This window comes from Rhodobacter sp. (assembly GCA_020637515.1).
Taxonomy (GTDB): domain Bacteria; phylum Pseudomonadota; class Alphaproteobacteria; order Rhodobacterales; family Rhodobacteraceae; genus Pararhodobacter.
In genome coordinates, this window is sequence record JACKKG010000001.1 from 2,681,314 (window position 1) to 2,708,100 (window position 26,787).

The window sequence follows — 26,787 nt, forward strand, 5'->3', positions numbered from 1 at the left end:
GAGGCAGATAATCAGAAGATACTGAACAAGGCAATCATTTCGCCACCTGCACCGGCAATCCCGCCGCCATGAGCCGTGCCAGGGGCTCGGGCGTCAGCAGCGCCACGGGGCCGCTGTCCAGCCGCGGGTCCTGGCACCGCGTGTAGCCCGTGAACCCCCAGCGCCACCATCCGCCCCAGCGCAGCAGGGGCGCACCGTCGTGGAGGATCATCGCGCCGTCGGGCACGGCCTGGGCCGGGGTCGGCACCAGCCGCCGGGCCTGCCCGTCCAGGCGCGCCGCGTGCAGGCGGGTGTCGATGGCGTCGGCCGTGGGGTCGCCGAACAGCTCTGACCAGAGCGCCCGAAAGCGCAACCAGTCGGCGTGCCGGCATTCGGCGCAGGGGCGGTGCCCGGCGGCATAGGCCGTGGCCTCGTCCAGGAAGAACAGCTCGGTATAGCGGCCGGGTTGCATGACGGGCCGCGACCGCCCCCGGAACGCCGTGCGGCAGGTGATCCAGCGCCGGGTGGCATGGGCGCGCCGGATCGTGCCCTCGGCGTCATGCAGGCATCCGCGATTGCCCATCCACGCCCCGCGCGGCGCCACGGCATGAAGCGCGCCCAGGGGATCGACCCGGTTCCTTCGCATCGGCCTTTGACCCCTCCTCGACTGCTCGCGGCCCGTCAAGGCCGCGTGATCGCGCCCCGCCCACCCTTGCGGGAGGGTTCGAAAAGGCGCTGCATCCCGGGGCCCGAGTCGGGCGGATGGCCGATGATGACACGCGTGCTGCGCCTTGTCCCGCTGATCGTTCTGGCGCTGCTTCTGGCGCGCCCCGTGGATGCGCCCGAGCGTGGCCTGCCCACGCCGGGTGCGGACCGGGGCGGCCAGTTGGCCGCGCTCGTCGTCGCCACGGTCGCGGGGGACCCCGCCCGACCCGGCGACCGCCCGCTGCCCCTGCCACCCGGATTGCCCACTCCTCGGACAGGCCCGGCCCCCTTGCAAGCGCGCCGCTTGCCGCGCGGGGCCCGGTCGCAGCGGCGGCCGCCGCGCGCCCGCCCCACGTTCCGCCCCATGGCCGCGCGCGCGCCGCCCGGGTCCGCCCCCGCAGCCCTGAACCGACCCCCATCCCTGCGAGGACCCGATGTTTCGTTATCCCGGCCTGATCGTCTTTCTGGCGCTTGTCCTGCTGTTCATGGCCTATGCGGTCACCACGCTGATCCTGCATCCGTCGTGAACGCCCGGCCAGCGGCCCGCAAAACGCCGCGCTACCCCACGGGGTGGCGCGGATCATCCGCACCCGTAGGCAGGCCTTCCCGCGCTGCGGGATCAATCAGGTCGCGAGTCTGGCGGCCGACAAAGCCATTCCCCGTCGCTCTTTCACGACAGGGCGGCGGTGCAGGCCTGGCGCGAACAGGCAGACCACCGCGCAGCACATGCGCAGGGCCGCGACGGCGTGTGACGCGCCTGTCGGTCAGCGGGTGGCGCGGGTGCTGCGGGACGACGGCCTGACCGTTCGGGCCGAGGTCCCACAACCCTGTTCCCTCAGCCGGTGCGCTTGATGACGAAGGTGTAGGTGCCGCTGCCCTCGTTCGATGAGACCAGCTCGTTGCCCGTGGTGCGACAGAAGGCTTCGAAATCCTTGACCGCGCCCGGATCGGTGGCGATGATTTCCAGCGTCTGGCCCGTCGCCATGTCCTTGAGCGCCTTTTTCGCGCGCAGGATGGGCAACGGGCAGTTCAGACCCTTGGCGTCCAGAACCTGATCGGCCATGCGTATAGCTCCTTAGATGTAGAGGTTGATATCGCTGCGGGCGGCGACATCCACCCAGCTCGCCGCGCCGCCCAGGGTGATGCCGTCAACCATGTCCTCTTTCTTGTATTCAAAGAGATCCATGGTCATCTGGCAGGCGATCATGTTCACGTCGGCCTCGACGGCCAGCTCGCGCAGTTCCTCGATCGAGGCGACGCCCTTCTTTTTCATCATGTTCTTCATCATGGCCGTGGTCAGCGCCGTCGCCCCGGGCATCGCCGCCATGATGTTCGGCATCGCCATGTGTCCGCCCGCCATGGGCATTTCCATCGCGGTATTGCCCAGGGGGTTGATCTTGAGGTTCAGGTCCTTCTTCAGCAGGCTCAGCCCGTAGAAGGTGAAGAACATCGTCACCTCGAGCCCCATCGCGGCCGCCGTGGTGGCCAGGATGAAGGGCGGATAGGCCCAGTCGAGCGTGCCCTTGGTGACGATGATCGTCATGGATTTGGCATTGGAATCGTCCAGCATGGTTCTTTCTCTCCCGTTGGCGGAACAAATCCGACCTTTCGGCGGCCCCGCGGAACCGCCGTTCGACCGGGCGTGTCCGCCCTACCCTGTGCTGCCGCCGCCTTGCGTGCCCCTCACGATCAGCGGGCAGCCGTCAGCTCATGCCGCGCAACCCGCGAACGAGTCGGCGTCCATCTTGGCCTCGTAGGGCGCGGCCACGGCGCTGCCCGCGACCAGCACGGCATCCGCCGCCGCCTGGTCCACGGGCTTGACCTTGACCATCCAGCCCGCGCCGTAGGTGTCGGAATTGGCCAGCTTGGGTTCGGCGGTCAGGGTGTCGTTGACCGCCAGGATCTCGGCGTCGAAGCCGATCTTGGCCGGACCGACCCATTTGCCGCTTTCCACCGTGGCGACGGATTTGCCGCCGGCGATGGTCTTGCCGACCTTCTTGGCGGTGAAGGCGACCAGCGCCCCGGCCATGCCGGTGGCAATCATGGTCATGCCGACGGTATAGGTGCCGTCGCCGTTCGGGCGATACCACAGGTTGTTCGCCACGTCATAGAACAGGTCGTCAGGCAGGTTGCAGCCGCGCACTACGGGCATGATCAGTCTCCTTGCAAGGGTGTGGCGTCGCGTTGGCGAACCGGGCGCGAGGAACAGCAGAAGTCCCCCAGGCCCGATTCGACCATCTTGCCGCCGACGAAAAGGGCGAGGTGGCGCAGGACCATCGCTTGCAGACGCAGGGTCCGGCGCAATTCGGGCGTGTCGCCCTCGCAGGCCAGCGCCACGTTGCGCAGATAGACAAGCTCGCGGCAGGTCTCGCGGCAGGCGTTGAACGACGGCTCGCCGCGCGCGCCCTGCCGGTGCAGCGCCAGCAAGCGGAACCCTTCGTGCGTGACGTCGGTCGGCACCTGCCCGCGCGAGTCGAGCCAGGCTTCGAGCACGCCCTCGCCCTCGATCAGGTGCGTGTCGGCCAGCGCGCGCGGGTCCACGGCGGGCGCCGCGCCGTCGCGCGCATCCAGACGGTCCAGCAGATCGGCAAAGGGCAGCGCGGTCATCCCAGCCCTTTCTGCCGCAGCAGATCCCGCGGATCGGACAGGTTTTCCTGCACACCGACCTTTTTCTGCGACAGACCCAACGCCATGCCCACAAGTTGCGTGAAATAGAGGATCTTCACGTTGGTCTTGCGTCCCAGAACCTCCTCGGCGCGGACCTGGTGCATTTCCAGCCCGGTGTGGCAGGTGGGGCATTCGGTGGCGATCACCTCGGCGCCGCAGGCCTCGGCGGTTTCCAGGATGTTCAGCACCAGCCGGGTCGAGGTGTCGCTGTCCGACAGCGAATGGGCGCCCCCGCAACAGGCGGTCTTCAGCGGGAAATCCACGTTCTCGGCACCGGCGGCGGCCAGGATGTCATCCATATAATGCGGTTTCGCCGTGGATTCGCTGCCCGGGCCCTGGTCCTTTTCGGGAAAGATATGCCGGGGCCGGGTATACATGCAGCCGTAATAATTGGCGATTTTCAGGCCCTTGAGGTTGTTCTTGACGCGACGCGCAAGCTCCTCCTCGCCCACGGCGCGCTTGATCCAGTCCAGCGCGTGGATCGTCTCGACCCCGCCGGCCTCATAGGTGTTGTGCCCCGCCTTGCCCGAGAGGCGCGCGTTGACCTCGACCGAGCCTGCGTCATGCGCCAGGTCGTATTCGGCCTTTTTCAGGTTGTGGTAGCAGCCGTTGCAGGGCGCCATCACGGTGTCAAAGCCCATGTCCTCGGCGATCGACAGGTTGCGCGCGGACAGGTAGGTCTGGATCTTGGGGTCGATGTTCTTCACTTCCATCGCGCCGCAGCAGTTCCAGTTCTTCAACTCGACCAGATCGAGCCCCAGCGCCTTGCCCACCGCCTTGGTCGAACGGTTGTAGGCATGGCCCGTCCCCTCGAGCGCGCAGCCGGGGTAATAGGCAACCTTTTTCAGGTCCTTGCCGTCGGTATCCTTGGCCATCTTACTGCCTCCCCTGCCCGTCGAGCCCCAGGGCCGCGCGGTTCTGCGCCTCGACCTCGTGGACGTATTCGTTGATCGCGCGCCGCGCCGCGCCCCAGTTTCGGGTGCGCGGACGGAACACCACGCCCCAGCCCAGGCGCGTCAGGTAGCCCAGTGGCATCCGCTTGACCAAACCCGTCACCAGACGCGCCAGCCATGGCTGGTTCGCAGGCTGCCCGGTTCGCCGGAAAAAGCCCAGCAGCACGCGCGTTTCCTCGATCTTGCCGGTCTTGATGACGCTGCCGGCAAAACCCTCGTCGAAATGGGTAGAGGGGCTTTTCGGCGTGTGGCCCTTCAGCTCAAGCCAGTGGGCGGTGGCTTTCATCACGCCCTCGGGGACCACGTCGCGCGGGCAGGCATAGGTGCATTTGTTGCAACTGACGCACTGCCAGATGATGTCCTTGTCGCGCAGAAGCTCCTGCTCCATCCCCAGCCGGATCAGATAGATCCAGTACCGCGGGTTGAATTCGGGGTTCACGGCATTGACCGTGCAGGCGTTGGTGCAGGACCCGCATTGCCAGCAGCGGTGGATGTTCTCGCCCCCCGGAAGGGCGGCGATCTCGTCTTGCATGGCCTCGTTGTAATCGGTGACCGAGCGCCCCTCGATGAAGGTGGACCAATGCCCCGAGACATCCACGCCGTCGATGACAAGATGCTCGTGCTCGACCAGGTTTTCGGGCCGGATCAGCGATTTCTCATGAATGGGCATTCGACACCTCGGGGTCTGGCAATCCGCTGAGAACGTGGGGCTTTCCGTCGATCAGCCTGAGCCGGGTGCGCCCCGTTTCGGTATCGACGGCGTCCAGCCCCAGCATCCGGCGCGTGTGGTGCATCGGGTCTGTGTCCGAGGTGAAATCGGACCGCAGATACTGCCCGCCCCGGTCGTTGATGTAGCCGGCATAGACATGAGCCAGCAGCAAATCGACGGCGAACGGCAGGTCGCGATAGACCCCCTCGCTCGCCAGGAAACCGATCAGTTCCACGCTGAGCGTGTCAAAGCTGCGCTGGCCGTCGTCGGCGTCGATGCGCGCCAGGTCCACGTCATCGGCGTGCCAGATCTCGCGCAGGGCACCGGTGCCGACGCGCGCGTCCCAGATCCAGCGGGTCATCAGGGGGATGCGCTCGGGATCGGTGAAATGCAGCACCTCGGCGCCCAGATCGCGCACCCAGCGATGCGCCTTGTCTTGCGGAAAGGCAGCACAAAAGACCCTGAGCCGGTCATCCACCGGCCCGGCGCCCGGGTCGCCGTCGAGCAGATGCATCAGCGCCAGCTTGATGCGCTCGAAGCCTTCCTCGGCCAGCGCGGCGCCGATCCGGCGACGCACCGGCGCGATGAAGGCCGCAAGGTCCAGGAACGCCGCCGGCGACAGGTCGCGCACCGCGCCCTGGCCCAGAAGCTCCTGGAACAGGGCGGATTTCAGCATCAGCGCGGTGACATAGCGGGACACGCCGCCGGTCGGTTCGGCCGAGGCCGCAAGGTCCTGAAACGCGCGCCGCAGGCGCGGGCCGGACAGGTCCAGCACCACGCCCGTCTCGGGCGCGGTCGCAACCGCCTGCCTGCGCCCCAGCCAGCCCATCACTCGGCCGCCATCGAGGGCGTGCGCACCAGGTTCAACGCCGCCATCGCCGCGGCATGGCCCTGGGCGATGGAATCGTCGATGGTCTCGGGGCCCGTCGCGGCGCCCGCGACGAACACGCCGGGCCGCGAGGTTTCCGCCAGATGCGCATAGCTCGAGGGTTTGGCGATATAGCCATACTTGTTCAGATCGACACCGAAGATCGCGCCGAGCGTCATGTTGTCCACATTGGGGTCCATGCCGATCGCGTGCACCACCATGTCGAAGGGGATCGAGATCGGGCGCTTGACCAGCGTATCCTCGCCCTTGACCAGCAGGCGCCCGTCGCGGCCGGTGACCTCGGCGATGCGGGCCTTCACATACTTGACCTTGCTGATTTCCTGGCTGCCCCAGTAATACTCGCCTTCCAGAAGACCGAAGGTGCGGATGTCCATGTAGTAGATGTAGACGTTCGTCTGCGGGCTGAGTTCGCGGATTTCCATGGCGATGTTCGCGCTGACGGTGCAGCAGATCTTGGAACACCATTCGCGCCCGATCTGCCGGTCGCGCGAGCCGACGCACAGCAAGATCGCCACCCGGTCCGGAACCCGCCCATCCGAGGGGCAGCGGATGCCCTGCCCCGACGAGATCATCTGTTCGACCTGCACCGTCGTCACCACGTCCGGATAGGTGCCGAAACCCCACTCGGGCTTGTTCACGCTGTCGAAATGGGTGAACCCGGTCGCCAGGATCGCGGCCGAGGCCTCGATCCTGGTGCCGTCCCTGAGCGTCGCGGTAAAGGCCCCCGGCGCGCCGTCGAACCCGTGCACGGCGGCGCCGGTCCGCACCGTCACCCCCGCGCGCCCCGTGACCCGGTCCACCATGCCGCCGATCGCGTCCTTGGCCCATTCGTGGCTGGGCACCAGCTTGGCATAGCCTTGCAGGATCGGCGCGCCGCCCAGGCGGTCCTCCTTTTCGACCAGCACCACCTCCTGGCCGGCGCTGGCCAGCGCATGGGCCGCCGAAAGACCCGCCGGGCCGCCCCCGACGATGAGGATCGGTTTCGTCATGACTCAGGCTCCTGTCAGGGACTTGGGTTTCACATAGCCGGGGCCCGAGGTGATGGCCCGCTTGGGATCGTAGAGGGTCTCGATCCGGCCTTGCTTGACCTCTTCGAGGTAGGATTCGAATTCGGCCTTGGCCTTTTCCCAGTCGATTCCCATCTTTTCCAGCAGGGTCTCGAACGGGCTGGCATGCCAGTGCAGTTGCGCCAGTTTATAGGGGTGGGCGCCCATCGTCAGGGCCGCGAACTGGCAGTCGGCCATGACCGGCAGGGCATAGACCTTGCCCACCGCCTTGCCGATCCACTGGTTCTTGTCCAGCGTGGTGATGCAGCCCGTGTCGTGGCCGATCATGACATCGGCGCGCGCTTCCTCGACCGCGACCTTGATCTTGCGGTCGATGGCGAAGCTGCGGGTGAATTCGCGCTCGCCGATGATGTGCCGGAAGCCGAATCCGCAGCAGTCATACCAGGTCGAATAGTCGATGACCTGCGTTCCCAGCGCCTGCAACAAGCCCGTGGTCACGGCGACGCGGTTGCCGTCCAGCACCGTGTCGTCATAGATCACGTCCTCGGGCACCATCTTGTAGACGTGACAGGCGGGGTGAACGGTCGCGCGGATGTTCGAGACATCCACCTCTTGCCGGTCGGCGATCCGGTGGCGCAGGACGTGCAGCCATTCGGAATAATGCACCAGTTCCTCGGGGATCAGCAGCTTGCCGTCCACCAGGCGCCCCAGCTTGGCCAGGATCTTCTTCACCTCGGCGCGCAGATTGGCGTCATGCAGCAGGAAATGGCGGATTTCCTTGTAGTTGCCGAACGACGTGCCGCAATGGATCAACGGGTAATAGGTCCCTTCGGGCAGGCCCTGCGCCTTGGCGCTGACATAGGCCTGGTGGAAGTTGCGCAGGAACACCGCCGCCAGCGACACCACGTTGCCGATCCCCGAACCGTGATAGTTCCAGGCGGTGCAACTGGTCTGGTCGGTCTCGTCCAGATAGTCGAGGCCCAGCTCGTTCATGATCCACAGGACCGAACTGGGATAGCCCGGAATGTTGCCGCACTGGCCGCAGGACTTGTGATGCCACAGGTTGGTGGTGGGGATCTTCTTGTCCCAGCCATACAGCGTCTTGGCCATGACCGGCTGGTGCTGATCGCCGACGCGGTGCACGACGATCTCGCCGTCGCGTTCCAGTTGCCACAGGATGTCGCGCACGTCTTCCTTGCGGTTCTTTCCGGTCAGCAGCGCGCGTTTGTCGATCTTGGCCGAAACCCAGTCGGTGGCGCGCTGCGCCTCGACCTGGCTGAGTTGCGTGGGCGTCCAGTCGGCGCCGAAGCCGTTATACGTCCCGTTCCCGGTGTCAGACGTCATGATTGCGCTCCTCCCTTGAGCAGACCGCCGCGGGGCGATCAATCGTCGTCATCCTCGTCGTCGTCATCGTCCTGCTCGTCGAGCCACTCTTCCCATTCCTCGCGCTTTTCATCCATTACGTCGGACACCACGTCGAAGAGGTTTTCATCAACCTTTTCAAGCTGATCAAGGACGCCCGTCGCCTCCCAGATGGTATAGAGCTCGACCGAGGTGCGCAGGTTCACCTCCCACGCCGTGTCCAGCGTGTGCATCGTCGGCATGGGGATCGCCTTGCGCAGGATGGCCAGCGGCGCGTCCACCTTGGCGACATTCGGCCCCCAGTCGGGGAAGGCCTCCTTGGTGATCATGTTGGGCGCAAGCTGGTTGCCCGTCGAGACGACCTTCAGCAGAACCCGGCTGAACGGGCGCAACACCTCTTTCACCGAATCAAAGTCGTGCTGGATCGCCACCTCGCGCAGGATCATCACCAGGCCGCCGGGCGAGTTCTCGAACGGGCAGCGCGCGGCGCAGGTGTAGCACTGGGCGCAGGCCCAGATCTTTTCCTGCATCGCATCGTAGATGCCTTCCAGGTTCTCGGTCCACAGAAGCTGGACGATCTCGCGCGGGGAATAGTCGTAGTAATGCGCCGACGGGCAGGTCGCGGTGCAGATGCCGCAGTTCAGGCAGCCGTGGATCTCGTGGTCATAGGTCGGATGGGCGCGGATGTCGTCGAAGATCTCTTCCAGCTTGGCGCGGCTGATCGGCGGCGCATCCGATACGGGATCGGCGATCGGCGGCAGCGGAATCGTGGCATGGGCGGTCATCGCGGAGTCCTCCTCGACGGGCGACAGGTCAGTAGGTCAAAACCTTGGCGTCATCGTCTTCCATGATGGATTCGATCACATGCGCACCGCCCACGATCCCCTCGCATTCGGGGATCAGGTCCTCTGCCGTCATGTCGAAGAGATCGAGGTTCGGCGAACAGCAGTAGAATTTCGCCCCCGCCTCGTGCGCGTCCTTGATGAAGTCATAGACCGTCTTGGGCGAGCCGTCCTTGACCACCAGAGCCTCGGCCACACCCTTTTTCATCAGGCGGCCGGCGGTGGCGGTGCAAATCACCTCGACCTCGTAGTCCATGGCCGCCGCAACGGTCGCCTGGAAAAAGGGCGCGCCCAGTTCCTCGCCATTGCGGGGGTCCGTGTTGACCATCACGATGATCAGCTTCGACGCCATCAGGTCCTCCTCGAGCCGTGCCTTGGATTGCGGTGCCTCCCCTCCCCGGGACTCACCTTTTCAAAATCATATATGCGCAAATTTACATGTCAAAGAAATTACCCGCCGCGCTGCGGCATACCGGCGCATACCCGGGTCACATCCAGCCGCAGCGGTTCACCAACCACACCATCAGGGGCGACAGCGCGCCGGCCAGATCGGCCTGCACCGCGCCCAGTTGCGCCAGGGCTTCGGGGCAGTCGTCGGGGGTGTCGGCGTATTCCATGATCAGGTCTTCGGCCATGCCGCGCTTCATGCCCGGGTGGCCCAGAAAGCCGATGGCGTTCGCGCGCGCGGCAAAGACCAGGGGCGCGCCCTGCCCGTCCGTGGCCAGCACCGGCCAGTCCGGTTTCAGCACCGGCGCATCCCGCAGATAGGCGGCGACGGGGAATTGCTCGGGCAGGCCCGAACCGGGGGCGGCCCGGGCCTGGTCGATGGTAAAGCGCAAGGGCGCCTCGGTCACGCCGCCGCCGGCCGCAACCGTCAGGATCAGCGCCCCCATGCCGAAGCCGACAACCGGCAAGCCGGCCTCGAGATAGGCCCGCGCCAGCCTGAGTTCGGGGCCCAGCGACGGCAGGATATGCCCGCTGACCAGACCGTAGGGCCCACCGCCCAGCACGATCAGCCCGTCCCCCGCCACGACCGAGGGCACACCGCCGCCCGCTGCGAAGGGGCGGATATAGGTAAAGCGGATGTTCCGGCCTTCGAGATGGTCCTCGATCAGGCCCAGATACTCGGCCTCGGAATGTTGCAGGACGCCGAGCCGCTTCATGCCTCGGGCGCCGCCGCCATGATGGCCGCGGCGAGGTCCGCGGGCCCGACGCCGGGCATCTCGATCCCCAGGGTATCGATGGCGGCCTCGGCCGCCTGCGCCAGCGCATCCGCCGTCAGCGCGGTGCCCTTGAGCGCCGCGGCAAGCGCGTCCGCGCCCATCGGCGGCAGGCAGGTGAAATCGCCTGAGATCACCAGATCCGCCACGGCCCCGTCGCGCGCCAGAAGATTGACGCGGATCATCCCCCCCGGCGCCTTGTGCGCGGCCTCGGTCAGGTGGGTATCGGCGGAAATCTTGACCCCCAGCGCCACCAGCTTGCGCTTCTGAACCTCGGTCCATTCGGGATCGGCCAGCGCGCGTTCGGCGGCGGCGATGGCCTCCAGTTCGGCGTCGGTCGGGGTGCTCCAGGTGGGCGTGACGCCCAGAACCTCGGCGCAATGGGCCAGAAAGCGGGTCTTCAGGTCGGCGCGGTCGGGCTCGGTCCCGGTCAGCTTGACGATGGTCGTCATGTAGTCGTCCAGCGTCTGCCTGAGCTTGTCGCGGAATTTCTCGCTGGGAACCTTCAGGCATTGCGACATGGTCGCGGTATCGAAGTCGATCATGAAGCTGCCGACCATCACCGTCGCCTCGCCGATCGAGGCCGCGCCGGTGCCGCCGATCTTGCGCCCGTCCACCTGGATGTCGTTGATCGGCCGATAGACCGCGTTGATCCCCATCTCGCGATAGGTGCGCACCACGGGTTCGATGAAAAGCGGATACAGGTTGGCCGCGAATTCCGGCGCCTTTTGCCGGGGATAGATGAAATGCGTGAACAACTGGTTGCGGTCCAGATAGACCGCCCCGCCACCGACATGACGGCGGTAGATCGGCAGGCCCCGGGCGGCGCAAAAGTCGGTGTCCACCTCATGCGCGATGTCCTGGTGCAGGCCGACACAGACATAGGGCTCCGAGGGCGAGACCAGCGACAGCACCGGATCGCTGTCCGCGGTCATGGTCTCGGCCAGACCGTGATAGACGGCCTGGCTGCGCAAGGCCGGAACAAAGCCGAAATCGATCACCCTCAGACGCATGGTTCCCTCCGCTTTTGCGGCCAAGGATGGGTCCCCGCCGGCCCGGCTGTCAATCGAAACATTCAGATGCGTCAATATCATCCCCGGGCAGGCCTGCCCGAGCGCCGCCTGGCCCGCGGCGCCCCGCCGGCCGGGCCGGACGTCAGGCGAGCCCCCGCAGGCGTTGGCATTCCGCGCTGGTTCCCTGCAGCCCCGAGGCCACCGAAACGCCGATCATCCGCGGGCGCGCGCCCCGCCGGTCAGCCGCATTTCGAATGACCGCAGGCGCGGCAGGTCATGCAGCCCTCGATCATCACAAGCTCATACGCCCCGCACGAGGGGCAGGCCTGGGCGCGCGCCGGGCCGCTGGCCTTGGGGTCGGATTTCAGGCCCAGGCCGACCCCTTCGATGAAGCCGATGGACACGAGATGCTCCTCGATCACGCCACCGATGGCCGCCAGGATCGACGGGATATACCGCCCCCCCATCCAGGCCCCGCCGCGCGGATCGAACACCGCTTTCAGCTCCTCGACGACAAAGGACACATCGCCGCCCCGCCGGAACACCGCCGAGATCATCCGCGTCAGCGCCACGGTCCAGGCGTAATGTTCCATGTTCTTCGAGTTGATGAACACCTCGAACGGCCGCCGGCGCCCGCCGACGACGATGTCGTTCACGGTGATGTAGATCGCATGCTCGCTGACCGGCCATTTCACCTTGTAGGTCTGGCCCTCCAGCGCCTCGGGGCGGTCGAGCGGTTCGGACAGGTAGATCACCTCGGCCCCGCTGTCGGATTGCGGCGCCGCGTCCGAGGATTCGCTGACGGTCAGCACGCTGCCCGTCACCGCGTTCGGCCGATAGGTGGTGCAGCCCTTGCAGCCCAGGTCCCAGGCGGCCATGTAGACCTCCTTGAACGCCTCGAACGAGATGTCCTCGGGGCAGTTGATGGTCTTGGAAATGGACGAATCCACCCAGGCCTGCGCCGCCGCCTGCATCCGCACATGGTCCATGGGTGCCAGCGTCTGGGCGGACACGAAATAGTCGGGCAAGGGCGTGTCGCCGTGCCGGTCGCGCCACAGCGCGACGGCGTAATCGACCACCTCTTCCTCGGTCCGCGATCCGTCGGGTTGCAGCACCTTGCGGGTATACCCATAGGCAAAGACCGGCTCGATCCCGGAACTGACGTTCCCGGCATAGAGGCTGATGGTCCCCGTCGGCGCGATCGAGGTCAGCAGCGCGTTGCGGATGCCATGCGCGCGCACCGCCTCGCGGACGTCGGCGTCCATCGCCTGCATCGTGCCCGAGGCCAGATACTTCTCGGCGTCGAACAGCGCAAAAGCCCCCTTTTCCGCCGCCAGATCGACCGAGGCCAGATAGGCCGCCCGCGCGATGGCCCGCATCCAGGCGCGGGTCTGTTCGACCGCCGCGTCGGACCCATAGCGCAACCCCATCATCAACAGCGCATCCGCAAGCCCCGTCACCCCCAGCCCGATGCGGCGCTTGAGGCGCGCCTCCTCCGCCTGCTGGGGCAGCGGAAAGCGGCTGGCATCGACGACATTGTCCATCATCCGCACGGCCGTGCGCACCAGATCGTCCAGCGCCGCCGTGTCGATCCCGGCGCCCTGCTCGAACGGGGCCGAGACCAGCCGCGCCAGATTGATCGACCCCAGCAGGCAGGCGCCATAGGGCGGCAGCGGCTGCTCGCCGCAGGGGTTGGTGGCGGCGATCGTCTCGCAATAGCCCAGGTTGTTCGCGGCGTTGATCCGGTCGATGAAGATCACCCCCGGTTCGGCGTAATCGAAGGTCGCGCGCATGATCCGGTTCCACAGATCGCGCGCCTCGACGGTGCGATAGATCCGGCCGTTGAACACCAGATCCCACGAGCCGCCGGCCTTGACCGCCTCCATGAACGGGTCCGTCACCAGCACGGACAGGTTGAACATCCGCAACCGCGCGGAATCCTGTTTGGCGGCGATGAAATCCTCGATGTCGGGATGGTCGCAGCGCATCGTTGCCATCATCGCGCCCCGCCGCGAGCCCGCCGACATGATCGTGCGGCACATCGCGTCCCACACATCCATGAAGCTGAGCGGCCCCGAGGCATCCGCCGCAACCCCCGCGACCGGGGCGCCCTTGGGGCGGATGGTGCTGAAATCATAGCCGATGCCGCCGCCTTGCTGCATCGTCAGCGCGGCCTCTTTCAGCATGTCGAAGATGCCGCCCATGCTGTCGGGGATGGTGCCCATGACAAAGCAGTTGAACAGCGTCACGCTGCGCCCGGTCCCGGCACCCGCCAGGATGCGGCCCGCCGGCAGGAACCGGAAATCCGCCAGCGCGTCGTAGAACCGCGATTCCCAAAGCGCCGGGTCGCTTTCGACCGACGCCAGATCGCGCGCGACGCGGCGCCAGCTGTCCTCGACCGTGGCATCGAGGGGCTTTCCCCCCTCATCCTTGAGCCGGTATTTCATGTCCCAGATCTGCTCGGCGATGGGGGCGGAAAAGCGGCTCATGGGATGGTCCTGCTGGGCGCTGCGGGGAAGGCAGGAAGATAGTCCGCCCACGGGACGGGGTCAACGGATCGGGCCTTGAACTTGGCCGCGCGCGCAGCACATATTGCGTCATGACCCTGCACATCCTCAAACTCTGTGTCGGCTGCGAGTCGGTCGAGGACCTGGCCGACTGGCAAAAGGACCGTGCGCGCGAATTGCCCGGCGGTCTGCCGCGCCACGTCACCCGCATGTGGCCGAAACAGGCCCAGGCGGTGCTGGATGGCGGCTCGATCTACTGGGTGATCAAGGGCACGGTGCTGGTGCGCCAGCGCATCCTGCGCCTTGATCCGGTCGAAGGCGCGGACGGCGTCACCCGCTGTGCCTTTGTGCTGGACCCCGATCTGGTCCGCACCGAGCCCGCGCCGCGCCGCCCCTTCCAGGGCTGGCGCTATCTTCAGCCTGAGGACGCGCCGCGCGACCTGCCGGCGCTGCGCGCGGGCGACGACGACCTGCCCCCCGAACTGGCCGAGGCGCTGGCCAATTTCGGGTTGCGCTGATCACGCCCAGTCGGGTTTGCGCTTTTCGATGAAGGCGCTGATCCCCTCGTCGGTATCCCTGAGCAGCATGTTCTCGGCCATCACGCCGCCGGTATAGGCATAGGCCTGATCCAGCGGCATCTGCATCTGCTGATAGAAGGCCCGCTTGCCGATCCGCACCGCCGCGCCCAGCTTGCCCGCGACGGTCTGCGCCAGTGCCATCGTCTCGGCCTGAAGCTGGTCGGGCGCGGCGATGCGGTTGATCAGACCGACCTCGCGCGCGCGGTCGGCGTGGATGAATTCGCCCGTGGTCAGCATCTCGAACGCCTGTTTGCGCGGCAGGTTGCGGGTCAGCGCCACCATCGGCGTGGAACAGAACAGCCCGATGTTCACCCCGTTCACGCCAAAGCGCGCGTCCTCGGCCGCGACCGCCATGTCGCAGCTCGCCACCAACTGGCAGCCCGCGGCCGTGGCGATCCCGTGCACCTGCGCGATGACCGGTTGCGGCATCGATGGAATCAACTGCATCAGCGACCCGCAGCGCCCGAAGAGATCGGCGAAATAGGCCGCGCCCTTGTCGGCCGAGGCCCGCCCGGCCTGCATCTCCTTCAGGTCGTGGCCGGCGCAGAACACCTTGCCCGCACCCTTGATGACCACCACCTTGACCGCCGGATCCTCGGCCAGCCGCGACAGCGTGCCGGTCATCGCCGCCAGCAGCGCGTCGGACAGCGCATTCAGCGCCGCCGGACGGTTCATCGTCACCACCGCCACCTTTTCCGCAACGTCACACAGAACCAGATCACCGCTCATCTTGCCCTCCTTGCCCGGTTTCCCGCACCTTAGTCGGGGCGACGCAGGGAGGAAAGCATGTCGGTGATGATGGACCACGAGGCGCTGAACGCCTTCATGGCGCGCGAATTTCCGCAAGTGGCGGCGGATTACCGGGTCGAGCGCGTCGCCCCGATGGAGGCCGATGTGCGGCTTCTTGTGGGGGACGGCCATCTCAGACCGGGCGGCACGGTCAGCGGGCCGTCGATGTTCTCGTTGGCGGATCTGGCGATGTATGCGGTGCTGCTTGGCATGATCGGACCCGTGGCGCTGGCGGTGACGACCAACGCCTCAATGGACTTCATGCGCAAACCCCAGGCCGGGCGCGACCTGATCGGCCAGGCGCGCCTGCTGAAACTGGGCAAGACGCTCGCGGTGGGCGACGTGCTGATCCGCTCAGAGGGGTCCGAGGACGTTCTGGCCCGCGCGGGCATGACCTACGCCATTCCGCCCCGGCGCTAGAACGCCCTCAATCGCGGCGGCGGACCTGCACCTGCGCGCCGTCGCGGCGAATCTCGTAGCGGCCGGCCTTTTCCACCAGATCGGACAGTTTCGCCACGCCGAAACTGCGGCTGTCGAAATCGGGATGACTGGCCTGGATGGTCTGCCCGATCAGGCCCAGCGGGAACCACTCGCCTTCGGGGTCGATGGCCATCATGGCGGCGTTGATCATCGGGATCGCATCCTTGGCATGATCGCGGCGCGGGGTTTCGCGCGGCTCATCCTGCTGCAACAGATTTTCCACGAAAATGAACCGCTTGCAGGCTTTCCTGAAGGCGTCCGGGGTCTTTTTCTGACCGATGCCATAGACGTCCAGCCCCTGTTCGCGGATGCGGCTGGCCAGGCGGGTGAAATCGCTGTCCGAACTGATCAGGACAAAGCCGTCGAACCGGCCGGTGTGCAGCAGGTCCATGGCGTCGATCACCAGCGCGATGTCCGACGAGTTCTTGCCCACGGTGTTGGCCGGCTGATGGTGCGGCACCAGCGCGAGCGTCGGCAGTTTTTCCTGCCAGCCCGACAGTTGCTGGCGCGAAAAGTCACCGTAAATGCGCCGCACCGAGGCCTCGCCCAGACTGGCGATCTCCTCGAAAATGGCCTCGGCCCATTTTGGCGAGGAATTGTCGGCGTCGATCAGGACGGCGAGAAGCGGGGTTCCGTTACGGGCCACGGTGGCTCCTGTGGTGGCCGGGTCGGGGGCGCGGCCCCGGTCCGCCGGCGTAAATCGAACACGATGCGCGGCCGAGTGTGGGCCCGGCACCCCGATTTGGCAACCGCCTAGGCAACCTTTTCCGCCAGCGCGCGGGCGATGGCAAAGGCGCCGCGCAGGCGGTCCTTCTCGCTGGTCCAGTCGCTGGGCAGAACGACCTTGTTGTCGCGGATACGGGCCCCGGACTGCGCATGAAGAAATTCGACCAACCCCTTGGGATTGGGATATTTATCCTGATAGAACTGCACCGTCGCACCCTTGGGCCCGGCATCCAGCCGGGCGATATGGGCGCGCTTGCACAGGGCCTTGATCCGAACGACGGCCAGCAACGTGTTCACTTCCTTGGGCAATTCGCCGAAACGGTCGATCAGTTCGGCGGCGAACCCTTCGAATTCGACCTTCTTTTCCAGCGTGGACAGGCGCCGATACAGCCCCAGCCGCACGTCCAGATCGGTGACATAGGTTTCCGGGATCAGCACCGGCACGCCCAGATTGATCTGCGGCGCCCATTGGCCATCGCTCAGGTCGGACAGCTCGCCCGAGCGCAGGCGGGCAATCGTTTCCTCCAGCATCTGCTGATAAAGCTCGTAGCCTACCTCATTGATATGGCCCGATTGTTCCTCGCCCAGGATATTGCCGGCCCCGCGCAGATCCATGTCCTGCGAGGCAATGGTGAACCCAGCGCCCAGGCTGTCGATCGACCCCAGCAGCTTCAGGCGGCGCTGTGCCTGAGGCGTCAGCGGCGTGCGCGGCTTGGTGGTCAGATAGCAATAGGCGCGCGTCTTGGACCGGCCCACGCGGCCGCGAATCTGATAGAGCTGCGCCAGACCGAACATGTCGGCGCGATGCACGATCATGGTGTTCGCCTGCGGGATGTCCAGGCCGGATTCGACGATGGTCGTCGCCAGAAGCACGTCATACTTGCCATCGTAGAACGCATTCATGCGCTCATCGAGATCGCCCGCCGCCAACTGCCCGTGCGCGACCAGAACCGACACTTCGGGCACCTGCGTCTTCAGGAAATCCTCGATTTCGGGCAGGTCCTTGATACGCGGAACGACATAAAAGCTCTGCCCGCCCCGGTAGCGTTCGCGCAGCAACGCCTCGCGGATCGTCACGGTGTCGAACTCGCTGACATAGGTGCGGATCGCCAGCCGGTCGATCGGCGGAGTCGAGATCAGCGACAGGTCCCGCACCCCCGTCAACGACAGTTGCAGCGTGCGCGGGATCGGCGTCGCGGTCAGCGTCAGAACGTGCACGTCCGAGCGCATCTCCTTCAGCCGTTCCTTGTGCTGGACGCCGAAATGTTGCTCTTCGTCGATCACCATCAGGCCCAGGTTGCGGAACCGGATCTGCTTGGCCAGGATCGCGTGGGTGCCGACCACGATATCGACCGTTCCATTTGTCAGACCTTCGCGGGTCGCGGCGGCTTCCTTGGCGCCAACAAACCGCGACAATTGCCTGACAACCAGCGGAAACCCCCGGAACCGTTCGGAAAAGCTGTGGAAATGCTGGCGCGCCAACAAGGTCGTCGGGCAGACCACGGCGACCTGAAGGCCCGACATGGCGGCGATGAAGGCGGCGCGCATCGCGACCTCGGTCTTGCCGAACCCCACGTCGCCCACCACCAGCCGGTCCATCGGGCGACCGCGATCGAAATCCTCGATCACGTCCTCGATGGCCTTCAACTGGTCGTCGGTCTCGGCGTAGGGAAAGCGCGCGGCAAAGGCCTCCCACATGCCTTCGGGCGGGTTCAGGATCGGAGCCTTGCGCAACTCGCGCTCGGCGGCGATGCGGATCAGCTTGTCCGCCATCTCGCGGATGCGCTGCTTCAGGCGCGCCTTCTTGGCCTGCCAGGCGCCGCCGCCCAGCTTGTCCAGAAGCCCCTCTTCATGGCCATAGCGGCTCAGCAGTTCGATGTTCTCGACCGGCAGATACAGTCGGTCGCCGCCCGCGTATTCCAGCGCCAGGCATTCGTGCGGGGCGCCCATCGCGGTGATGGTTTCCAGACCCGTATACCGCCCGACACCGTGGTCCACATGCACCACGAGGTCCCCGGCGGTCAGGCTCTGGGCCTCGGTCAGGAAATTCTCGGCCTTGCGCTTGCGTGCGCCGCGGATCAGGCGCTCGCCCAGCACGTCCTGTTCGGACAGAACCGTCAGTTCCGGGGTGACGAACCCCGCGTCCAGGGGCCAGACAGCCAGCGCGACCTGTCCCTTGCCGGTCAGGTCGCGGGCATCGCGGATCGGTATCGCGTCGGTGAGCCCGTGCTCGGCAAGCAAGCCTTGCAAGCGTTCGCGCGCGCCCTCGGACCATGACGCGATGACCACCGCGCGGGTTTGCCGCTCGATCTGAACATGATCGCGCAGGGCCTTGAAAATGTTCACATCATCCTGCTGGCGTTCCAGCGAGAAATTGCGCCCGGCCCGGCCCTGGGAATCCAGCACGCCGGGCCCCGGCGGTTGCGGCAGGGGCGAAAGGCGAACGCTGCGCAGGGGGGCCAGCGCCGCTTGCCAGCCCGCGTCGTCCAGATAGAGCGTGCCGGGCGCGGCGGGCTTGTAGACGGTGTCCACACGCGCCTTGACCGCCAGCGCCTCGCGCCGGTTGTCGTATTGGTCGGCGATCGTGTCCCAGCGCGCCGCGCGGACGGCGTCGATCTGATCGTCCAGCAGCACCGAGGCGCCCGGCAGGTAATCGAAGACCGTTTCCAGGCGCTCGTGGAAGAAGCCCAGCCAATGCTCCATCCCCTGATGCTTGCGCCCCGCGCTGACCGCCTCATACAGGGGATCGTCCGACCCTGCGGCGCCGAATTCGGCGCGATAGCTCTGGCGGAACCGCGCGATCGAGGCCTCGTCCAGGATCACCTCGGACGCGGGCGCCAGTTCCAGCCGGTCCAGCGTGCCGGTGGTGCGCTGGGTCACCGGGTCAAAGCGGCGCAGCCCGTCCAGCACATCGCCGAACAGGTCCAGGCGCACGGGTTCGGCGTCGCCCGGGGGATAGATGTCCAGGATACCGCCGCGCACGGCGAAATCGCCGGGCTCGGTCACCGTCGGGCTGGGCGAATAGCCCATCCGCGCCAGATAGGCGCGCAGGGCGCCCTCGTTCAGGGGACGCCCGACCTGGGCGGTAAAGCTCGAGGTGCGGACCAGATCGCGCGCGGGCAGCTTCTGCATCGCCGCGTTCAGCGTGGTCAGCAGCACGAAGGGCCCGGGCACACCCTGCGCCAGCGCCGCCAGCGTGGCCATGCGCCGCGCCAGGATATCGGGGTTCGGCGAGACGCGGTCATAGGGCAGGCAATCCCAGGCCGGCAGGCCGATCACCACCAGATCCGGGGCGAAGAACGCAAGCGCCGCGCGCATCGCCTCGAGCCTCTTGTCGTCGCGCGCGACATGAATCACCGGGGTACCGCGGCGGGCGACCTCGCGGCGCAGGATTTCGGCGTCGAACCCTTCGGGCGCGCCGCCCATCACCAGGCGGTCGTTGGCCATGGTGTCTTTCCTTTCAGCCGAGGGCGCGCAGGGTCAGGTTCTGCCACATGCCCCACATCGTGGTGACAAGGATCGTGAACAGCCCGATCGCCTGCACCAGGATCCGCAGCCGGCCAAAAGCGCGCGCCATCGCGGTGCCCTCGGGGTAGAGGCCGCGCTCGATCCGGGCGGCCAGTCGCAGCGTCAGCCAGGCGGCCAGCGTCAAGGGCCCCAGCAGCAGCAGCACCGCCTGTGCGAATTCCAGACCATAGCGAAAACCCAGAACCGCCAGCGCGCTGAGCACGGCCATCCAGAACGCCACCAGCCAGACGCCGGCGCGCTCCATGATCTCCATACGGCGGCGCGACTGGATTCGGGCCAGGGTCTCGAAATCGGCCATCGCCGCGCCCCCCTTGCGGCGCGCGCTCTGCACCAGGTCGAAGGGCACGCCCAACAGGAAATGGCTGGCGTTCGACCAGGCAACCGCCAGCACGAGCCAGAACCAGACATTCGAGAACGACCTGAGGTCGATCGTGGAGAACAGAGAATCCGTCACAGTCCGCCGCGCAATCAGAGACTCTCTCTGATTAATCATGTTTCCCGGCGGGGCCAACCGGGAAACCGACCTGGGACTTGAGGTCGCGGCCCGCGCGTGGCACCAAGGCCGCAAGTTCCAGGGAGATCGCCCATGCCCGTCCACGCCCCAGCCCCTTTTCCCGCCGCCCGCCTGCGCCGGTTGCGTCGCACCCATGCGCTGCGCGACCTGGTGGCCGAACACGCCGTCACCGCCGCCGATCTGATCTGGCCGGTGTTCATCCGCGAGGGCCAGGGCATCGAAGAGCCGGTGGCGTCGATGCCCGGGGTCAGCCGCCTGTCGCTGGACGTGATGTTGCGCAAGGCGACCGAGGCGCACGCGGCCGGTGTGGGCGCGATCTGTCTGTTCCCCTATACCGCCGCGGCGCTGCGCACCGAGGATTGCGCCGAGGCCTGGAACCCCGAAAACCTGACCAATCGCGCGATCCGCCTGCTCAAGGCCGCGTTGCCGGACATGGCGGTGATGACGGATATTGCGCTCGATCCTTACAACATCAACGGCCATGACGGGTTCGTGGTGGATGGCCAGATCGTGAATGACGAAACGGTCGAGGCGCTGGTGAAGATGGCCCTCGCGCAATGCGAGGCCGGCGCCGACATCCTGGGCCCCTCGGACATGATGGACGGCCGTGTCGGCGCGATCCGCGCGGCGACCGAGGCCGCCGGCTTCCAGAAGGTCGCGATCCTGAGTTACGCGGCCAAGTTCGCCAGCGCCTTTTACGGGCCGTTCCGCGACGCGGTGGGGGCCTCGGGGCGGCTGGTGGGCGACAAGAAGACCTATCAGGTCAATCCCGCGAACCGGCTCGAGGCGCTGCGCTGCGTGGCGCGCGACCTCGACGAGGGGGCCGACATGGTGATGGTCAAGCCGGGTATGCCCTATCTGGACATCTGCCGCGCGGTGAAAGACGAATTCGGCGTGCCGACCTTTGCCTATCAGGTGAGCGGCGAATACGCGATGCTGGCGGGTGCGATCGACCGCGGCTGGCTGGGCGACGCGGTGATGCTGGAAAGCCTGCTGTCGTTCAAGCGCGCGGGATGCGACGGGGTGCTGACCTATTTCGCGCCGGCGGCGGCGCGGGCGCTGCGCGGCTGACCGGCGGTCTGGGCAACGATTCGCCCAAGGGCTTGCGGCGCAGGTGACAAGCGCCGCAAGGACTCGTATAGTTTTCCGACACAGGATTTTCGGTCACGGGGCGACAGATCCCGGGCCGCCACAAAGAGGTTGAGCATGACCCAGATTTCGCGTTCTTCGCGCACGCTTTCGCGTCGCGGCCTGCTGACCGGCGGTGCCGCCCTGGCCACCCTGGCCGCCTGCGGCAACCCGGTCGGCAATTTCAACGCCGAGCGGCTGGACAGCCGGGTGGACGCCACCCGGGACTACCTGCGCCAGAACCACCCTGAACTGGACACCCTGTTCCAGGACGCCCAGGGCATTCTCTACATGCCCCTGGTGACCGAGGCCGGGCTGTTCATCGGCGGGTCCTTCGGGCAAGGCGCGCTCAGGATCAACGACGCGACGGTCGATTACTATTCGGCCACGCGGCTCAGCGCGGGCCTGCAAATCGGCGCGCAGCAATATGCCCATGTGCTGTTCTTCATGACGCCGCAGGCGCTGGCCGATTTCCGCGCTGGCGAGGGCTGGGCGGCCTCGGCCGACATCCGCTATGCGACGCCGACGCAGGGCGGGTCCGCCGGCGTGCAGACGACGACGCTGTTCGCCCCGGTGATCGCGGTCGTGTTCGGCCAGGCCGGGCTGATCGCCGGCGCCTCGCTGGCGGGCGTGCGCTATCAGCGCATCATTCCCTGACCCTTCGTCCCTTTGGGGGGCCGATCCGCGCGCGCGCCGTTTAGTTTCCGTGGAAAACACCCATTGCCCGGCCCCGCCGTCCTGCTAGCCTTGCGCAGGGATTCGCACGGGAGGGCAGCATGATCACCATCAGCGGCGAGGGGCTGACCCTCGCGGATATCGTCGCCGTGTCCAGGGGCGCCAAGGTCGCCCTGTCCCGGGCGCCGGACGTTCTGGCGCGGGTCGCGGCCTCGCAAGGGCGGATCGAAACCGCGGTCGCCGAAGGCGAGCAGGTCTACGGTGTGACCACGCTTTACGGTGGCATGGCCGACCAGCGCGTCCCGGTCGAACGCATGGTCGAATTGCAGCACATCGCGCTGTGGCACCACAAGACCGCAACCGGGCCGCGCCTGCCGACCGAGGACGTGCGCGCGGCCATGCTGCTGCGCGCGAATTCGCTGATGAAGGGCTATTCCGGTGTGCGGCTGGAGTTGATCCAACGCTACGTGACCTTTCTGAACGCGGGCGTCACGCCACAGGCGTATCAGCGCGGCTCGATCGGGGCGTCGGGCGATCTGGTGCCCCTCAGCTATATCGGGGCCAGCGTGATCGGGCTGGACCCGGGCTTTCTGGTCGATTGGGACGGCGCGGTGCTGGACTGCCACACGGCGCTGGCGCGGCTGGGGCTGGACCCGCTGGTGCTGCGCCCCAAGGAAGGGCTGGCGCTGAACAACGGCACCACGGCCTCGACCGGGGTCGCGGCGAACGCCATGGGGCGCGCGGCGACAGTTTTCGCGCTGGGGCTGCACACGCAGGCCCTGCTGGCCGAGGCGCTTCTGGCCACCAACCAGTCCTTTCACCCGACCATCCAAGCGGTCAAGCCGCACCCCGGGCAAGTGTTCAGCGCGGCCTTGATGCGCGATCTGCTGGACGGATCGTCGCTGATCCGCTCCGAGGCCGCGGGCGCGCGCGGCCACCGCCAGGGCAAGCTGATCCAGGATCGCTATTCGCTGCGCTGCCTGCCGCAATACACGGGCCCCATCGCCGACGGGCTGGCCATGGCGGCGCGCCAGATCGTGACCGAAGCGAACAGCGCCAACGACAACCCCCTGGTCGATCCGGACACCGGCGAGGTCTATCACACCGGCAATTTCCTGGCCCAATACACCGCCATCGCCAGCGACCAGATCCGCCTGCATCTGGCGATGCTGTTGAAACATCTGGATGTGCAGATCGCCATGCTTGTCACACCCGAGTTCAACAACGGCCTGCCGCCGTCGCTTGTGGGCAACACCGGCCACGGCCTGAACATGGGGCTGAAATCGCTGCAACTGACCTGCAATTCGGTCGCGCCGCTGGTGCAGTTCTATGGCCGCTCGATGGCCGATCTCTACCCCTCGCACGCCGAACAGTTCAACCAGAACATCAACAGCCAGGCGATGAACGCCGCCAATCTGGCGCGTGACAGCGTCGAGGCGAGCGAGCATTTCCTGGCCGCCGCGCTGGTCTTTGCCGTGCAGGCCGTCGAATTGCGGGCGGCGACGGTGCGCCCGGGGCACTACGACGCCTCGGACCTGCTGTCGGTGCGCAACCGCGCGCTCTACCGCGCGGCGCGCGGCGTGGCACTGGGCGCCCCCGACGCGGCCCGGCCGATGCTGTGGGACGATACCGAGGGCTTCATCCAGGACAAGGTCGAAGGCATCCTGACCGACCTGCGCGCGGGTCAGGCGATCCGCACCGCGGTCGCGCCGGTGCTGGCGCAGGTGGACGCCTTTCTGGCCGGATGACGCCGGATGACGCCGGGGGGGGGCCTATTCGGCCTCGGCCGCGCCGATCAGGCCGCGCAACCCCGCCAACGCGCCGGCGGCGATGGCCGCCAGCGTCACCGGGCCCGACCAGGCCAGCGTGGCAAAGGCGCTGACCCCCTGCCCGACCGAACATCCCAGCGCGATCACGCCGCCGACGCCCATCAACGCCGCGCCGCCGACCTGGCGGCCCAGTTCGCGCGGGTCCTCGCAGGCTTCCCAGCGGAACATGCCGCGCCAGAGGGATCCGGCCAGCGCGCCCGCCATCACCCCCAGCACCGCGCCGACCGAGAAATTGATCCCGCCCGCGGTGGCGGTCATCAGAAACAGGATCGTGCGCCCTACAGGCGCGGTGAAGGACAGCCCCTCGACCCCGACCTCGCCGAAACTTTCCTGCCAGACCCAGCTGGTGCCCCAATAGGCAAAGACCACCGCCAGCCCGGCGACGAGGCCCCAGGCCATCTCGCTCGGGGCGCGGCGCAACGGGCCATAGGCCAGCGCCCAGATCAGCAAACCGGCGGCGATCACCAGCGCGCTGACCAGTTGCGGCACCCCGGCGATGGCCTCGATCGTGGCGGCGATGCCCTGCGGGCCCTGCGCGGTGCGTTGCTCGAACAGCGCCACCCGCAGCGGCGCCAGCGGCCCCGACAGGGTGATGAAGCCGACCACGCCCATGACCACCACCACCACCAGCGACCGCAAGTCACCGCCGCCAAAACGCACCAGCGCGCCAAAGCCGCAATTGCCCGCCAGCGCCATGCCATAGCCAAACAGCAGGCCGCCAACGACCGAGGCCCAGGGATTCCAGGCGATCTGGTGGTAAAAGGTCTGCGCGATCTCGACATGTCCCGTCGCGGCGCCCAGATACACCCCGCTGATCGACACCGCCAGAACGATGCCCCACAGCCTGAGTCGGCGCTGATCGCCGCCGTAGACCGCGGTTTCCAGCGCGCCCAGCGTGCAGAAATTGCCCAGCCTCGCCGACAACCCCAGAACAACGCCCGCGACCAGCCCGATCAGGGCGGCCATGACGCCAAAGGAAATGCTGTCCATGCGGGGCCCCCTGCCGTGGCGCGCCGGTTCCGGCGGATACAGGGCCGCAGATTCCCGGTTCACCGGGGAAAAAGCAAGCCCCGGTCTTTGGATATCCCGCCATAGCCGGCACGGTCCTTGCCGTGCGATGACATGCAAAATCTTGCATGAAGTCTTGCCTTCGCCCCGGGGGACGTTATGTTGGGGATGGTTCGCGGGCGTGTTCTCCCACCGCTTGGCGGACCGGGTTTGCAACGCCCCGGCCCCGATGGGGCGCGGGCCTGTTCTGGGGGATTCCATGCAGATTTCACGCCGCACCTTGATGATGGGCGGGGCCGCCCTGCTGGCCGCGCCGGCCCTGCCGCGCCGCGTGCTGGCGCAGGCCACCGCGCAACTGGGCACGATGACGATCGAGATGCTGTCGGACGGCAATCTGGTGCTGCCGCGCGACTTCATCCTGGGCCCGATGCCCGAGCCCGAGGCCGAGGCCATTCTCAGCGCCCGTCACGTGCCCGCCGGCCCGCTGATGCCGCCGTGCAACCTGACGTTGCTGCGTCACCAGGACCGGGTGGTGCTGTTCGACATCGGCTCAGGGCCCGATTTCCAGCCGACCGCGGGCTTGTTGCCGCAGACGCTGGACGCGATCGGCCTGGCGCCCGAGGACATCACCCATCTGGTGGTGACCCACGGCCACCCCGATCACATCTGGGGGATGCTCGACGATTTCGGCGACCCGTTCCTGCCGAACGCCGAGATCCTCATGGGCCGGGCCGAGTTCGACTACTGGATGGACCCCAACACCGTGTCGAGCATCGGTCAGGCGCGCACGGCCTTTGCGGTCGGCGCGCAGCGCCGGCTCGAGGCCATCGCGGACATCGTGACCTTTTTCGAGGATGGCGCCGAGATCCTGCCCGGCGTCGCCGCGCGCCTGACACCGGGCCACACGCCCGGCCACATGGCCTTCGAACTGCGTGACGGGTCCGAAAGCCTGATGGTCACGGGGGATTCGCTGGGCAACGACCACGTAGCCTTTGCGCGACCGGACTGGCACAGCGGCTCGGATCAGGATCAGCCGCTCGCCGCAACGACCCGTATCTCGCTGCTGGACCAACTGGTCGCCGACCAGATGCGCATCGCCGGATTCCACCTGCCCGGCGGGTTGGGCCGGGTCGAACGCGACGGCGCGGGCTATCGCTTCGTGACCGAGGGCTGACCCCGTCCCCGGGGGGCCAGAGCGCATCCAGAACGCATTCGGGGGACCCGAAGGTCCCCCGAACCACCGCACCGCGGACAGCCGGATCAGGTTGGGATGGGACGATCCGTCCGCTCCTGGCGGCGCGGAATCCGCTCAGCGCGCCATCATGTTGCGCACGAGGCCGACGATCGCCAGCACGACACCGCCGCCGACGCCGCCCGAGGCGATCTGCGCGACGATCGCGCCGATATCCATCCCGCCCGAGGCCGCCGCACCGGCCACGCCGCCCGCGCCGACCATCGACAGGATCTGCCCGCCCAGGCCGCCGCCGACGATGCCGGCAATCGAGTTGATGAGCGTGCCCTGGTTCAGGTTGCGCAAGAGCCCGCCGGCGGCGTTCCCGCCCACGGCCCCGGCAATCAGGCTGATGATCCATTCCATGTGAATTCCCCCAATTAGGTCTGCATCGGTGTGTTGACGTGCACCCGTCTCCGGGATGGGGGTAGCTTAGGCCGATGGGGGC

27 protein-coding genes are annotated in these 26,787 nt (G+C 67.0%); 6 read left to right on the forward strand and 21 right to left on the reverse strand.

All coding sequences use genetic code 11. The annotated features are described in order from the left end of the window. Positions 1–34: 34 nt before the first annotated feature. The 15 genes from H6900_13155 to H6900_13225 form a co-directional block, all read right to left on the reverse strand. The gene (locus H6900_13155) at positions 35–625 is read right to left on the reverse strand and encodes a hypothetical protein (protein MCC0074226.1); all 591 of its coding nucleotides are present in this window, start codon (positions 623–625) and stop codon (positions 35–37) included. 894 nt (positions 626–1,519) lie between these two features. Beyond that, the gene (locus tag H6900_13160; GenBank protein MCC0074227.1) at positions 1,520–1,747 is read right to left on the reverse strand and encodes a sulfurtransferase TusA family protein; all 228 of its coding nucleotides are present in this window, start codon (positions 1,745–1,747) and stop codon (positions 1,520–1,522) included. Between the two features lie 12 nt (positions 1,748–1,759). Further along, positions 1,760–2,254, reverse strand: a complete 495-nt coding sequence (locus H6900_13165) for a DsrE/DsrF/DrsH-like family protein (protein MCC0074228.1) — start codon at positions 2,252–2,254, stop codon at positions 1,760–1,762. Between the two features lie 138 nt (positions 2,255–2,392). Beyond that, positions 2,393–2,836 (reverse strand): glycine cleavage system protein H, encoded by a 444-nt coding sequence (locus tag H6900_13170; protein ID MCC0074229.1) that lies wholly within the window; start codon positions 2,834–2,836, stop codon positions 2,393–2,395. A gap of 2 nt (positions 2,837–2,838) precedes the next feature. Continuing rightward, entirely contained in the window at positions 2,839–3,291 is a 453-nt protein-coding gene (locus tag H6900_13175) for a hypothetical protein (GenBank protein ID MCC0074230.1), read from the reverse strand. Next, positions 3,288–4,199 carry a CoB--CoM heterodisulfide reductase iron-sulfur subunit B family protein gene (locus H6900_13180; GenBank protein ID MCC0074231.1) on the reverse strand — a complete coding sequence of 304 codons (912 nt, stop codon included), beginning with the start codon at positions 4,197–4,199 and terminating at the stop codon, positions 3,288–3,290. Before H6900_13180 ends, H6900_13175 begins: the two co-directional genes overlap by 4 nt. A gap of 28 nt (positions 4,200–4,227) precedes the next feature. Next, positions 4,228–4,974 (reverse strand): 4Fe-4S dicluster domain-containing protein, encoded by a 747-nt coding sequence (locus H6900_13185; protein MCC0074232.1) that lies wholly within the window; start codon positions 4,972–4,974, stop codon positions 4,228–4,230. Continuing rightward, on the reverse strand, positions 4,961–5,845 hold the full coding sequence (locus tag H6900_13190) for a hypothetical protein (protein ID MCC0074233.1): 885 nt from the start codon (positions 5,843–5,845) through the stop codon (positions 4,961–4,963). The genes H6900_13185 and H6900_13190 overlap by 14 nt, the downstream gene beginning before the upstream one ends. Next, positions 5,842–6,891 (reverse strand): CoB--CoM heterodisulfide reductase iron-sulfur subunit A family protein, encoded by a 1,050-nt coding sequence (locus tag H6900_13195; GenBank protein MCC0074234.1) that lies wholly within the window; start codon positions 6,889–6,891, stop codon positions 5,842–5,844. Before H6900_13195 ends, H6900_13190 begins: the two co-directional genes overlap by 4 nt. A 3-nt stretch (positions 6,892–6,894) precedes the next feature. After that, positions 6,895–8,253 carry a heterodisulfide reductase subunit B gene (locus H6900_13200; GenBank protein ID MCC0074235.1) on the reverse strand — a complete coding sequence of 453 codons (1,359 nt, stop codon included), beginning with the start codon at positions 8,251–8,253 and terminating at the stop codon, positions 6,895–6,897. A gap of 38 nt (positions 8,254–8,291) precedes the next feature. After that, the gene (locus H6900_13205; GenBank protein ID MCC0074236.1) at positions 8,292–8,978 is read right to left on the reverse strand and encodes a 4Fe-4S dicluster domain-containing protein; all 687 of its coding nucleotides are present in this window, start codon (positions 8,976–8,978) and stop codon (positions 8,292–8,294) included. A gap of 106 nt (positions 8,979–9,084) precedes the next feature. Next, positions 9,085–9,465, reverse strand: a complete 381-nt coding sequence (locus H6900_13210; protein ID MCC0074237.1) for a DsrE/DsrF/DrsH-like family protein — start codon at positions 9,463–9,465, stop codon at positions 9,085–9,087. Positions 9,466–9,601: 136 nt separating this feature from the next. Further along, a complete protein-coding gene (locus tag H6900_13215; protein MCC0074238.1) occupies positions 9,602–10,276 on the reverse strand; it encodes a hypothetical protein in 675 nt (224 codons plus the stop codon). After that, positions 10,273–11,346 carry a lipoate--protein ligase family protein gene (locus H6900_13220; GenBank protein ID MCC0074239.1) on the reverse strand — a complete coding sequence of 358 codons (1,074 nt, stop codon included), beginning with the start codon at positions 11,344–11,346 and terminating at the stop codon, positions 10,273–10,275. Before H6900_13220 ends, H6900_13215 begins: the two co-directional genes overlap by 4 nt. 239 nt (positions 11,347–11,585) lie before the next feature. Beyond that, positions 11,586–13,835, reverse strand: a complete 2,250-nt coding sequence (locus H6900_13225; GenBank protein ID MCC0074240.1) for an adenosylcobalamin-dependent ribonucleoside-diphosphate reductase — start codon at positions 13,833–13,835, stop codon at positions 11,586–11,588. Between the two features lie 110 nt (positions 13,836–13,945). Here H6900_13225 and H6900_13230 point away from each other — a divergent pair, with 110 nt between their 5' ends. Next, positions 13,946–14,371 carry a DUF1489 domain-containing protein gene (locus H6900_13230; GenBank protein ID MCC0074241.1) on the forward strand — a complete coding sequence of 142 codons (426 nt, stop codon included), beginning with the start codon at positions 13,946–13,948 and terminating at the stop codon, positions 14,369–14,371. Here the strand turns inward: H6900_13230 and H6900_13235 are convergent, their stop codons facing one another. Then, on the reverse strand, positions 14,372–15,160 hold the full coding sequence (locus H6900_13235; protein ID MCC0074242.1) for an enoyl-CoA hydratase: 789 nt from the start codon (positions 15,158–15,160) through the stop codon (positions 14,372–14,374). It lies immediately after the preceding gene. A gap of 57 nt (positions 15,161–15,217) precedes the next feature. Between H6900_13235 and H6900_13240 the strand changes: the two genes are divergently transcribed. Then, positions 15,218–15,640: a PaaI family thioesterase gene (locus tag H6900_13240; protein ID MCC0074243.1), complete on the forward strand. Its 423-nt coding sequence runs from the start codon at positions 15,218–15,220 to the stop codon at positions 15,638–15,640. A gap of 7 nt (positions 15,641–15,647) precedes the next feature. Here H6900_13240 and H6900_13245 read toward each other — a convergent pair whose 3' ends face one another. The 3 genes from H6900_13245 to H6900_13255 form a co-directional block, all read right to left on the reverse strand. Next, positions 15,648–16,346: an NYN domain-containing protein gene (locus H6900_13245; GenBank protein MCC0074244.1), complete on the reverse strand. Its 699-nt coding sequence runs from the start codon at positions 16,344–16,346 to the stop codon at positions 15,648–15,650. A gap of 107 nt (positions 16,347–16,453) precedes the next feature. Then, positions 16,454–19,873 (reverse strand): transcription-repair coupling factor, encoded by a 3,420-nt coding sequence (gene mfd, locus H6900_13250; protein MCC0074245.1) that lies wholly within the window; start codon positions 19,871–19,873, stop codon positions 16,454–16,456. A 13-nt stretch (positions 19,874–19,886) separates the two neighbouring features. Beyond that, a complete protein-coding gene (locus H6900_13255) occupies positions 19,887–20,447 on the reverse strand; it encodes a component of SufBCD complex (protein ID MCC0074246.1) in 561 nt (186 codons plus the stop codon). 93 nt (positions 20,448–20,540) lie between these two features. Between H6900_13255 and hemB the strand changes: the two genes are divergently transcribed. The 3 genes from hemB to H6900_13270 all read left to right on the forward strand — a co-directional run bounded on the left by hemB (position 20,541) and on the right by H6900_13270 (position 24,019). After that, positions 20,541–21,539: a porphobilinogen synthase gene (gene hemB, locus H6900_13260; protein MCC0074247.1), complete on the forward strand. Its 999-nt coding sequence runs from the start codon at positions 20,541–20,543 to the stop codon at positions 21,537–21,539. A 135-nt stretch (positions 21,540–21,674) separates the two neighbouring features. Beyond that, positions 21,675–22,253 carry a twin-arginine translocation pathway signal gene (locus H6900_13265; protein MCC0074248.1) on the forward strand — a complete coding sequence of 193 codons (579 nt, stop codon included), beginning with the start codon at positions 21,675–21,677 and terminating at the stop codon, positions 22,251–22,253. Positions 22,254–22,372: 119 nt separating this feature from the next. Continuing rightward, positions 22,373–24,019, forward strand: a complete 1,647-nt coding sequence (locus H6900_13270) for an aromatic amino acid lyase (protein MCC0074249.1) — start codon at positions 22,373–22,375, stop codon at positions 24,017–24,019. Between the two features lie 24 nt (positions 24,020–24,043). Here the strand turns inward: H6900_13270 and H6900_13275 are convergent, their stop codons facing one another. Further along, complete coding sequence (locus tag H6900_13275; protein ID MCC0074250.1) at positions 24,044–25,090, reverse strand: YeeE/YedE family protein; 1,047 nt, start codon at positions 25,088–25,090, stop codon at positions 24,044–24,046. 277 nt (positions 25,091–25,367) lie between these two features. Here H6900_13275 and H6900_13280 point away from each other — a divergent pair, with 277 nt between their 5' ends. After that, entirely contained in the window at positions 25,368–26,282 is a 915-nt protein-coding gene (locus H6900_13280) for an MBL fold metallo-hydrolase (protein ID MCC0074251.1), read from the forward strand. A 135-nt stretch (positions 26,283–26,417) separates the two neighbouring features. Here H6900_13280 and H6900_13285 read toward each other — a convergent pair whose 3' ends face one another. Next, complete coding sequence (locus H6900_13285) at positions 26,418–26,705, reverse strand: hypothetical protein (protein ID MCC0074252.1); 288 nt, start codon at positions 26,703–26,705, stop codon at positions 26,418–26,420. Between the last annotated feature and the right edge of the window lie 82 nt (positions 26,706–26,787).

Excerpts from the sequence above, each read along its gene's own strand:
- H6900_13195 (MCC0074234.1), bottom strand. The coding sequence starts at position 6,891 with ATGACGAAACCGATCCTCATCGTCGGGGGCGGCCCGGCGGGTCTTTCG.
- H6900_13210 (MCC0074237.1), bottom strand. The coding sequence starts at position 9,465 with ATGGCGTCGAAGCTGATCATCGTGATGGTCAACACGGACCCCCGCAAT.
- mfd (MCC0074245.1), bottom strand. The coding sequence starts at position 19,873 with ATGGCCAACGACCGCCTGGTGATGGGCGGCGCGCCCGAAGGGTTCGAC.
- H6900_13235 (MCC0074242.1), bottom strand. The coding sequence starts at position 15,160 with ATGAGCGGTGATCTGGTTCTGTGTGACGTTGCGGAAAAGGTGGCGGTG.
- H6900_13155 (MCC0074226.1), bottom strand. The coding sequence starts at position 625 with ATGCGAAGGAACCGGGTCGATCCCCTGGGCGCGCTTCATGCCGTGGCG.
- H6900_13240 (MCC0074243.1), top strand. The coding sequence starts at position 15,218 with ATGTCGGTGATGATGGACCACGAGGCGCTGAACGCCTTCATGGCGCGC.
- H6900_13220 (MCC0074239.1), bottom strand. The coding sequence starts at position 11,346 with ATGCGTCTGAGGGTGATCGATTTCGGCTTTGTTCCGGCCTTGCGCAGC.
- H6900_13255 (MCC0074246.1), bottom strand. The coding sequence starts at position 20,447 with ATGATTAATCAGAGAGAGTCTCTGATTGCGCGGCGGACTGTGACGGAT.
- H6900_13225 (MCC0074240.1), bottom strand. The coding sequence starts at position 13,835 with ATGAGCCGCTTTTCCGCCCCCATCGCCGAGCAGATCTGGGACATGAAA.
- H6900_13265 (MCC0074248.1), top strand. The coding sequence starts at position 21,675 with ATGACCCAGATTTCGCGTTCTTCGCGCACGCTTTCGCGTCGCGGCCTG.
- H6900_13165 (MCC0074228.1), bottom strand. The coding sequence starts at position 2,254 with ATGCTGGACGATTCCAATGCCAAATCCATGACGATCATCGTCACCAAG.
- H6900_13275 (MCC0074250.1), bottom strand. The coding sequence starts at position 25,090 with ATGGACAGCATTTCCTTTGGCGTCATGGCCGCCCTGATCGGGCTGGTC.
- hemB (MCC0074247.1), top strand. The coding sequence starts at position 20,541 with ATGCCCGTCCACGCCCCAGCCCCTTTTCCCGCCGCCCGCCTGCGCCGG.
- H6900_13270 (MCC0074249.1), top strand. The coding sequence starts at position 22,373 with ATGATCACCATCAGCGGCGAGGGGCTGACCCTCGCGGATATCGTCGCC.
- H6900_13285 (MCC0074252.1), bottom strand. The coding sequence starts at position 26,705 with ATGGAATGGATCATCAGCCTGATTGCCGGGGCCGTGGGCGGGAACGCC.
- H6900_13215 (MCC0074238.1), bottom strand. The coding sequence starts at position 10,276 with ATGAAGCGGCTCGGCGTCCTGCAACATTCCGAGGCCGAGTATCTGGGC.
- H6900_13160 (MCC0074227.1), bottom strand. The coding sequence starts at position 1,747 with ATGGCCGATCAGGTTCTGGACGCCAAGGGTCTGAACTGCCCGTTGCCC.
- H6900_13170 (MCC0074229.1), bottom strand. The coding sequence starts at position 2,836 with ATGCCCGTAGTGCGCGGCTGCAACCTGCCTGACGACCTGTTCTATGAC.
- H6900_13200 (MCC0074235.1), bottom strand. The coding sequence starts at position 8,253 with ATGACGTCTGACACCGGGAACGGGACGTATAACGGCTTCGGCGCCGAC.
- H6900_13230 (MCC0074241.1), top strand. The coding sequence starts at position 13,946 with ATGACCCTGCACATCCTCAAACTCTGTGTCGGCTGCGAGTCGGTCGAG.
- H6900_13185 (MCC0074232.1), bottom strand. The coding sequence starts at position 4,974 with ATGCCCATTCATGAGAAATCGCTGATCCGGCCCGAAAACCTGGTCGAG.
- H6900_13280 (MCC0074251.1), top strand. The coding sequence starts at position 25,368 with ATGCAGATTTCACGCCGCACCTTGATGATGGGCGGGGCCGCCCTGCTG.
- H6900_13175 (MCC0074230.1), bottom strand. The coding sequence starts at position 3,291 with ATGACCGCGCTGCCCTTTGCCGATCTGCTGGACCGTCTGGATGCGCGC.